This is a genomic window from Microcystis sp. M20BS1, assembly GCF_020245305.1.
GTDB lineage: Bacteria > Cyanobacteriota > Cyanobacteriia > Cyanobacteriales > Microcystaceae > Microcystis > Microcystis ichthyoblabe_A.
In genome coordinates this window covers 1-6,172 of record NZ_JADBUZ010000195.1, presented here as the reverse complement: position 1 = coordinate 6,172, position 6,172 = coordinate 1, and the positions used below count along the sequence as shown (strand labels likewise).

Genomic DNA, 6,172 nt, shown 5'->3' with positions numbered 1-6,172 from the left:
TTGCTAATAAACATAGCAAAATTATAGATGATTTCCTGACCTAAGATCACATTTTATTCTTTTTTCCACTTCAATCTAAGAATTGAGAAAAAAGCAAAACCTTATATTATACCATAAAAAAATTATGCAAGAGGTCTATTTTTTACCGCCTCCAGACCAGTTAGTTCCTAAAGGTAAAACCAAAACTACTCAAGTAACATTAGAATTAACAGAAGAAAGTGTAAGCTTCTTTAAATCTCAAGCAGATCGAAAGCAAATTACTTAGGAAAAAATAATCGAATTACTGGTGAAACAATATGCTCGTGAATGTATATCTGATGGTTAAACGCTTCATAAGAGCATTGTCTAACCGACATTATAGCTGACTTGAAAAAGGTGCGTTACACGCGCGTTTTCGCACCCTACAAGATCGGCATCGCACTTAAACTCACAGCCTCAATAAATGTGCATGGTGCGTTCCCAAAAATCGATCGGTGGAGCAGCAGGAGCCAGATTAGGGAACGCACCCTATGGCGATGGCGTGCTGCTACGCAGTGCCTTCGGCATCGCACTACAATTGCTCCAGCAGCATATCGTACTCTGCATGGGAACCAACCCAGAACCAAATCACCGTATCATCCTCTAATTGACCGACAGCACGATAATCCCTATTGATGCGTGCAGAATAGATGGGCAGCTTTGGATGGACTTTCTTGAATCGCAAGCTGGGATAGCTTGGGTCTTCTTTGAATTGCCGATACGCTTTACCGGTCTGCTCTTGAATCGGTTTTGGAAGATCTGCAAACATCTCCCGAAAACGAGCAGTGGTACAAGACTTCACAACGTTTCTGGGTCTAATTCTTGAGTCTTGCCCAATCGATGTTCTGCCATTGCTTCGGCTGCTAGTTTAGCCAGCAAGTTTGGTGAGCGGGCAAAGGAGTCATTCCATCGCTTTTCTTCTTCGAGTTCTGCCAAAATTAGGGTTGCGATCGCTTCCTGTTGATCGGTTGACAAGGTTTGTAATTGGGCGATCGCCTGCTCAAGTCGTTCAGTCATATACAACATCTAACGTATAGGGCTTAATATATTCTAGCCTCCACGTTGCTACAGCGATGGCGTACTGCTACCCAGTGCCTTCAGCATCGCACTTAAACTCATAGCTTCATATGGGCATGGTGCGTTCCCAAAAATCTATTGGTGGAGCAGTAGGATCCAGATTAGGAAACACACCCTACAAGATCGGCGTGCTGCTACGCAGTGCCTTCGGCATCGCACTAATCAACCCATTGAATCCAAAAATACTCGGCTCTTCTAGGTTCTGTGTGATAAGTTTAACTTACATAGGATTGATCGATCTTTGTGTCCTTTGTGTCTGGAGTGGTTCGTTCCACCCCCTCGCTAGGAGGAATGTATCTTAGAATACATTTTACCCACCAAACCTGGGAGAGCCAATACTCGTTAATTGTAGTTAAAATCCATGAAAACCTTTCTCAAAAATATGGCAGCACCTTGGCAAGCAATCCCAGAGATTCTTAAAAACCTTAAGTCTCTGAATAGTTCTTCCTCAAAATATCAAGATATACTAGCAGAGTTACAAATTGATAATTATCTGATAGAAAACTTGCATAAAAACCCAAAATATGATAACCCTAAAAAACTAAACCGCTACGAATTTAAGGTTTTTTCCCAAGCGGGAGAAGATGGCATTATTAGCGAGATTTTTAATCGGATTGGAACCACAAATAAATTCTTTGTGGAATTTGGAGTTGGTAACGGTTTAGAAAATAATAGTGCCTATCTGTTAGTGAAAGGATGGCAAGGTTATTGGATTGAAGGCAGTGAGCGATTTTGTAAAAGTATTCGCCAATCTTTTAAAGATTTAATTGCTAACCAACAATTAACTTTAAAAAATACTTTCATCACTGCCGCAAATATTGAAGACTTGTTTCGAGAGGGCAATGTACCGACAGAATTAGATTTATTATCCATTGATATTGATGGTAATGATTATTGGGTCTGGCAAGCAATTACTAATTATCGTCCCCGGGTGGTAATTGTCGAATATAATGCTATTTATCCCCCCGAATCCAGTTGGGTGATGCAGTATAATCCTAGTCACCAATGGAAATATAAAAGTCATGTGGGATCAAGTTTGAAAGCTCTAGAAAAACTTGGTCATCAACAGGGTTATAAACTGGTGGGTTGTAGTTTTTCGGGAGTAAATGCTTTCTTCGTGCGAGAAGATTTACTTGCAGATCATTTCTGTTCCCCTTTTAGTGCTGAAAATCATTACGAACCCGCGCGCTATTTTCTTTGTTCCCAAAAAGCTGGTCATCCTCGCACTTTTGGCAAATTTAAGACTATTGAATAGGGTAAATTAACCAATAATTAATACAAAGTTGGGGTGCGTTAATTTAAGCAACAACACACCCTAACTTTGTATTAATGCAAGAAATGACGAATGCCTGTTAAGACCATAATTAAACCTAACTCATTAGCGGCATTAATCGAATCCTGATCTTTTAAAGAACCTCCTGGTTGAACAATTGCCTCGATGCCAAACTGGGCCGCCGTGCGAATAGTATCATCAAAGGGGAAAAAGCCGTCACTAGCTAAATAGCCACCTTTGGCCGCTTCCCCTGCTTGTTCAAGGGCAATTTTCGCCGAACCAACGCGATTCATTTGCCCTGCACCAACCCCTAAAGTAGTTTTATTTTTCGTCACCACAATAGCGTTAGATTTAACGTGCTTAGATACCTTCCAAGCAAACAGTAATTCCGCTAATTGTGCGGCAGTGGGTTGTTTTTCTGTCACCACGCGCCACTCCTCCGGGGTTTCTACCAGATCATCGGCCGCTTGTACTAGAAAACCGCCGGCGATAACTTTTATTGTTTGTTTTTCTCCCGTGGTTAAATCCGGCAGCAATAAAATCCGCACCTTTGATTTTTTAGCGAGGATATCCCGGGCGACCGGGCTACAATCGGGGGCAACCACGCATTCTAGGAAGGTTTTCGTTAATTCTTTAGCGGTTGCTTCATCTATGGCTTGATTTAGGGCAATAATACCCCCAAAAGCCGAGATAGCATCGGCATTAAAAGCTTTAGTATAAGCTTCCACTAAACTACCACCGATCGCCACACCACAGGGATTAGTGTGTTTCAAGATAGCGGCGGCCGGTTCTTCCCTGCCGAATTCGGCGATTAAACGGCGGGCTGCTTCCAAATCGACTAAATTGTTATAACTTAGTTCTTTTCCCTGTAATAAGGTCGCTTTTCCCCAACCTTGAGCCATTGTACCGCTACCATACCAGGTGGCACTTTGGTGGGGATTTTCGCCGTAACGCAGGGTTTGCAGGGCATTTCCCGCCAAATTAAAGCGCGTCGTTTCCCCGTTTAAGCTGGCGAAATAGGATGCGATCGCACCATCGTAGGCATTGGTTAAAGCGAAGGTTTCCCCCGCCATTTTTTGACGGAATTCCAGGGAGATTTCACCGTTATTTTGCCGTAATTGGCTTAAATACTGCTCGTAATACTTGGGGTTACTGATGACAGTCAAATGGGCGAAATTTTTAGCCGAGGCGCGTAACATCGCCGGACCACCGATATCGATTTGTTCGATCGCCTGAGCGGTGGTAACATCAGGATTAGCGATCGTCTGTTCAAAGGGATAGAGATTAACCACCACCAAATCAAAAGGACGAATTTGATTAGCCTCCATTTCCGCTAAATCTGACTGGCAATCCCTTCTAGCCAAAATACCGCCATGGATGCGAGGATGGAGAGTTTTCACCCTTCCGCCCAAGATTTCAGGAGATCCTGTGTATTCTCCCACTTTAATCACGGGAATCCCCGCCGATTGCAGTGTTTTGGCGGTTCCTCCACTGCTAATAATTTCAAAATCAAACTCTTCTGTTAGCTGACGGGCAAAGTCAACTATTCCGGTTTTGTCAGTCACGCTGATCAGCGCTAAACGTCCCATAGTAGTGATCTATAAGCAACCATTTCAGTATATCTCAGTCCTAACCCGTTAAAAATTAAAAAAAGTAGGTTAGTAAATAATCAGCGACTTCTATATTTTCCTCTCTCAAATATCAACTTATGCCAAGGCAATTTTTAAAGTCCTCCCAGAAAGATTTGGTCTGACTTGTTAAAAAAATACAGGATTGTTCGGGGTCAACAAGTCCCTCTAGATTGATAAAAACCCCTCAGCAAAACTCATCGCCCAATCTTGTCAGATTCCCATCATCTTTTTTTTGTCTTTAATGCCGAGAAAATCAGCTAATAAGTAGTCGGACATAAATTCTGTTGTCTATCTTATAGAAATGTAAATTGCCGGAATTCTTACTGACGACTGACTCCTTACCCTACAGTTAACTTTACTTTTGTTCAACTACTTAACGTTTGTGATCAACTAATTGGCTGAGAGTCACCACCTGATAACCTTGATCGTGTAATTTCCCTAATAAATTCTTCAGCACGAGCACCGTATTTTCATCTCTTTCGGGGGAGCCACCGTGAAGCACTAAAATCGCCCCGGGGAAAATAAATTGCGAGATATACCAAGTGGTAAATTGAGGGTGATTCGTTGCTTTTCCGGTATCTAAAGGAATCATGGAAGCGAGGGCAAATCGGGACTCATAGCCTGGAAATGTCCCCAAAAACGAGCGCATAGATTGATTATAGAAGGCTTGACCGGGACGATACCAGCGCAGCTCTTGACCTGCAAGACGACTTAAAATATCGTTAGCTTCCCGAAACTGACTGGCAAAAGCGTCGGCAGCCAGTTGACTGGTACGCAGATCCTGGGTGCCGTGATTAGCGATTTCGTGACCTTGGGCGATTAGGCTCTCAATCAAGGTGGAGTTCGGTTGTAGGTGTCCCGTGATCAGAAAAAAAGTCGCCTTGACAGCAGTTGCTGGGCTGGCTTTTTCTCGATTATGATCGGCGATCGCCGCTAAAATGCGATCGGTGAATTTTCCTTCCAGATCGTTGGGAGTGGGTAGATCATCGATAGTAAGGGCGATAATTTTCTCTCCTGTCGGTTGATAGAAAATTGCCCCGGGGAAAAGTCGAGCGACGATCGAGATAATTAATTTGGCAATGCTCATTCATACTAAATCCGTTGAGTATAGGCTACATATCAGGAGAGGCAAGAGGCAAGGGGCAAAAGGAGCTATAGATAATCAGTTTTTAATAACCAGATTTAGCATGAGAAGAGAAGTAAAGATTAGCGACTACAGGCCAAAGATTATTGATGCAGGAGATATTTACGCATTTTATTCAGTTTCTGCATCAGCGACAAAACTGAGGATAGCGACTGCGGGTAAAAATAGGGTAGTGGTCACGATCGCCGCAGCTAATCCCAGACGCTGATGACAACTACCAAACCGGTGAGCCTTTTCTCCTAAAGCCGAGCGATCGGATGCTGGTAGCTTGAAAGCTGAGATAATCCAGATAAAAACCCTATGAACATTTGAAAGACCCCCAACAGTAGGAGAAGAGTCTCCTACTGCCGGCAAACTTAAATGATCTCTCAATCTAGATCACTACCACTGGTGTAGCGGCAGCAATGTTGTAACCACTCAGTTGAATGATCGCATCACTAGCGGCTTGGAAACCGGCCGCTCCATTATTGAGAGCGATAAAAGTACCACTTTGACCTGTCACTTTAAAGGCCGCCGCCGTGTTAGCAGCAAAGGCCGCATTAGTCAAGACCAACTGAATCGCCGCTTCGGTTAAAGCAGTAGCTGTGCCTTTCGATGCGGTCAAAGTGATTGGTGCAATAGGCGCAGGGGCATTAATGCGATCAAGACTAGCACCCGTGCCACTGTAGCCTTGAATAACATCAAAGCCACTCAGCAGCGACTCACCTAGAGAATTGTAGTTCAAAGTATCCAATCCCGTACTTCCCGTCAGACTATCCTTGCCAAGACCACCGGTAAGAGAATTATTCAGAGTATTGCCGACGATGTTGTCGTTGAGGCTACCACCAATAACATTTTCAAAGGCAGTGGCACTAGCTAGGGTGAGAGTGAGATTTCCGGCGGTGACGTTTTGGGCGGCGGTACTGCCGAGATTGAGGTTGATGGTTTTAGTTGTAGTCGCCGCAAAGTTGAGGGTATCGATTCCAGAGGCATCAATTAGGCTATCGCTACCCAAGACCAGATCCGTGTCGAAGAGGTAAGTGTCGTTAT

Annotated in this window: 9 protein-coding genes; 3 read left to right on the top strand and 6 right to left on the bottom strand. The window is 43.7% G+C overall.

Annotation, left to right across the window (positions count from 1 at the left end; genetic code table 11):
- Positions 1 to 124: 124 nt before the first annotated feature.
- Positions 125 to 265, top strand: coding sequence for a hypothetical protein (locus IM507_RS19195; protein ID WP_287637542.1), 141 nt, complete (start codon positions 125 to 127; stop codon positions 263 to 265).
- A gap of 183 nt (positions 266 to 448) precedes the next feature.
- Positions 449 to 625, top strand: coding sequence for a hypothetical protein (locus tag IM507_RS19190; protein WP_002739998.1), 177 nt, complete (start codon positions 449 to 451; stop codon positions 623 to 625).
- Here the strand turns inward: IM507_RS19190 and IM507_RS19185 are convergent.
- Both IM507_RS19185 and IM507_RS19180 read right to left on the bottom strand, forming a co-directional pair.
- Entirely contained in the window at positions 551 to 787 is a 237-nt protein-coding gene (locus tag IM507_RS19185) for a type II toxin-antitoxin system RelE family toxin (protein ID WP_016517362.1), read from the bottom strand. The genes IM507_RS19190 and IM507_RS19185 overlap by 75 nt on opposite strands.
- Before the next feature lie 29 nt (positions 788 to 816).
- On the bottom strand, positions 817 to 1,035 hold the full coding sequence (locus IM507_RS19180; RefSeq protein WP_002739824.1) for a hypothetical protein: 219 nt from the start codon (positions 1,033 to 1,035) through the stop codon (positions 817 to 819).
- A gap of 421 nt (positions 1,036 to 1,456) precedes the next feature.
- Here IM507_RS19180 and IM507_RS19175 point away from each other — a divergent pair, with 421 nt between their 5' ends.
- Positions 1,457 to 2,350, top strand: coding sequence for a hypothetical protein (locus IM507_RS19175; RefSeq protein WP_002739843.1), 894 nt, complete (start codon positions 1,457 to 1,459; stop codon positions 2,348 to 2,350).
- Positions 2,351 to 2,421: 71 nt separating this feature from the next.
- Here the strand turns inward: IM507_RS19175 and purH are convergent, their stop codons facing one another.
- From purH to IM507_RS19155, 4 genes are all read right to left on the bottom strand, one after another.
- Positions 2,422 to 3,957, bottom strand: coding sequence for a bifunctional phosphoribosylaminoimidazolecarboxamide formyltransferase/IMP cyclohydrolase (gene purH, locus IM507_RS19170; protein ID WP_123229911.1), 1,536 nt, complete (start codon positions 3,955 to 3,957; stop codon positions 2,422 to 2,424).
- A 415-nt stretch (positions 3,958 to 4,372) separates the two neighbouring features.
- Positions 4,373 to 5,086: a polysaccharide deacetylase family protein gene (locus IM507_RS19165; protein ID WP_002740119.1), complete on the bottom strand. Its 714-nt coding sequence runs from the start codon at positions 5,084 to 5,086 to the stop codon at positions 4,373 to 4,375.
- Positions 5,087 to 5,254: 168 nt separating this feature from the next.
- On the bottom strand, positions 5,255 to 5,515 hold the full coding sequence (locus tag IM507_RS19160; protein ID WP_002754137.1) for a hypothetical protein: 261 nt from the start codon (positions 5,513 to 5,515) through the stop codon (positions 5,255 to 5,257).
- A 1-nt stretch (position 5,516) separates the two neighbouring features.
- On the bottom strand, positions 5,517 to 6,172 hold a 656-nt coding region (locus IM507_RS19155), incomplete at its 5' end, for a bluetail domain-containing putative surface protein (RefSeq protein ID WP_287637541.1).

Bases quoted from the DNA above. Each gene is read 5' to 3' on its own strand.
- IM507_RS19195 (WP_287637542.1), top strand. From the start codon at position 125: ATGCAAGAGGTCTATTTTTTACCGCCTCCAGACCAGTTAGTTCCTAAA.
- IM507_RS19190 (WP_002739998.1), top strand. From the start codon at position 449: ATGGTGCGTTCCCAAAAATCGATCGGTGGAGCAGCAGGAGCCAGATTA.
- IM507_RS19185 (WP_016517362.1), bottom strand. From the start codon at position 787: ATGTTTGCAGATCTTCCAAAACCGATTCAAGAGCAGACCGGTAAAGCG.
- IM507_RS19180 (WP_002739824.1), bottom strand. From the start codon at position 1,035: ATGACTGAACGACTTGAGCAGGCGATCGCCCAATTACAAACCTTGTCA.
- IM507_RS19175 (WP_002739843.1), top strand. From the start codon at position 1,457: ATGAAAACCTTTCTCAAAAATATGGCAGCACCTTGGCAAGCAATCCCA.
- purH (WP_123229911.1), bottom strand. From the start codon at position 3,957: ATGGGACGTTTAGCGCTGATCAGCGTGACTGACAAAACCGGAATAGTT.
- IM507_RS19165 (WP_002740119.1), bottom strand. From the start codon at position 5,086: ATGAGCATTGCCAAATTAATTATCTCGATCGTCGCTCGACTTTTCCCC.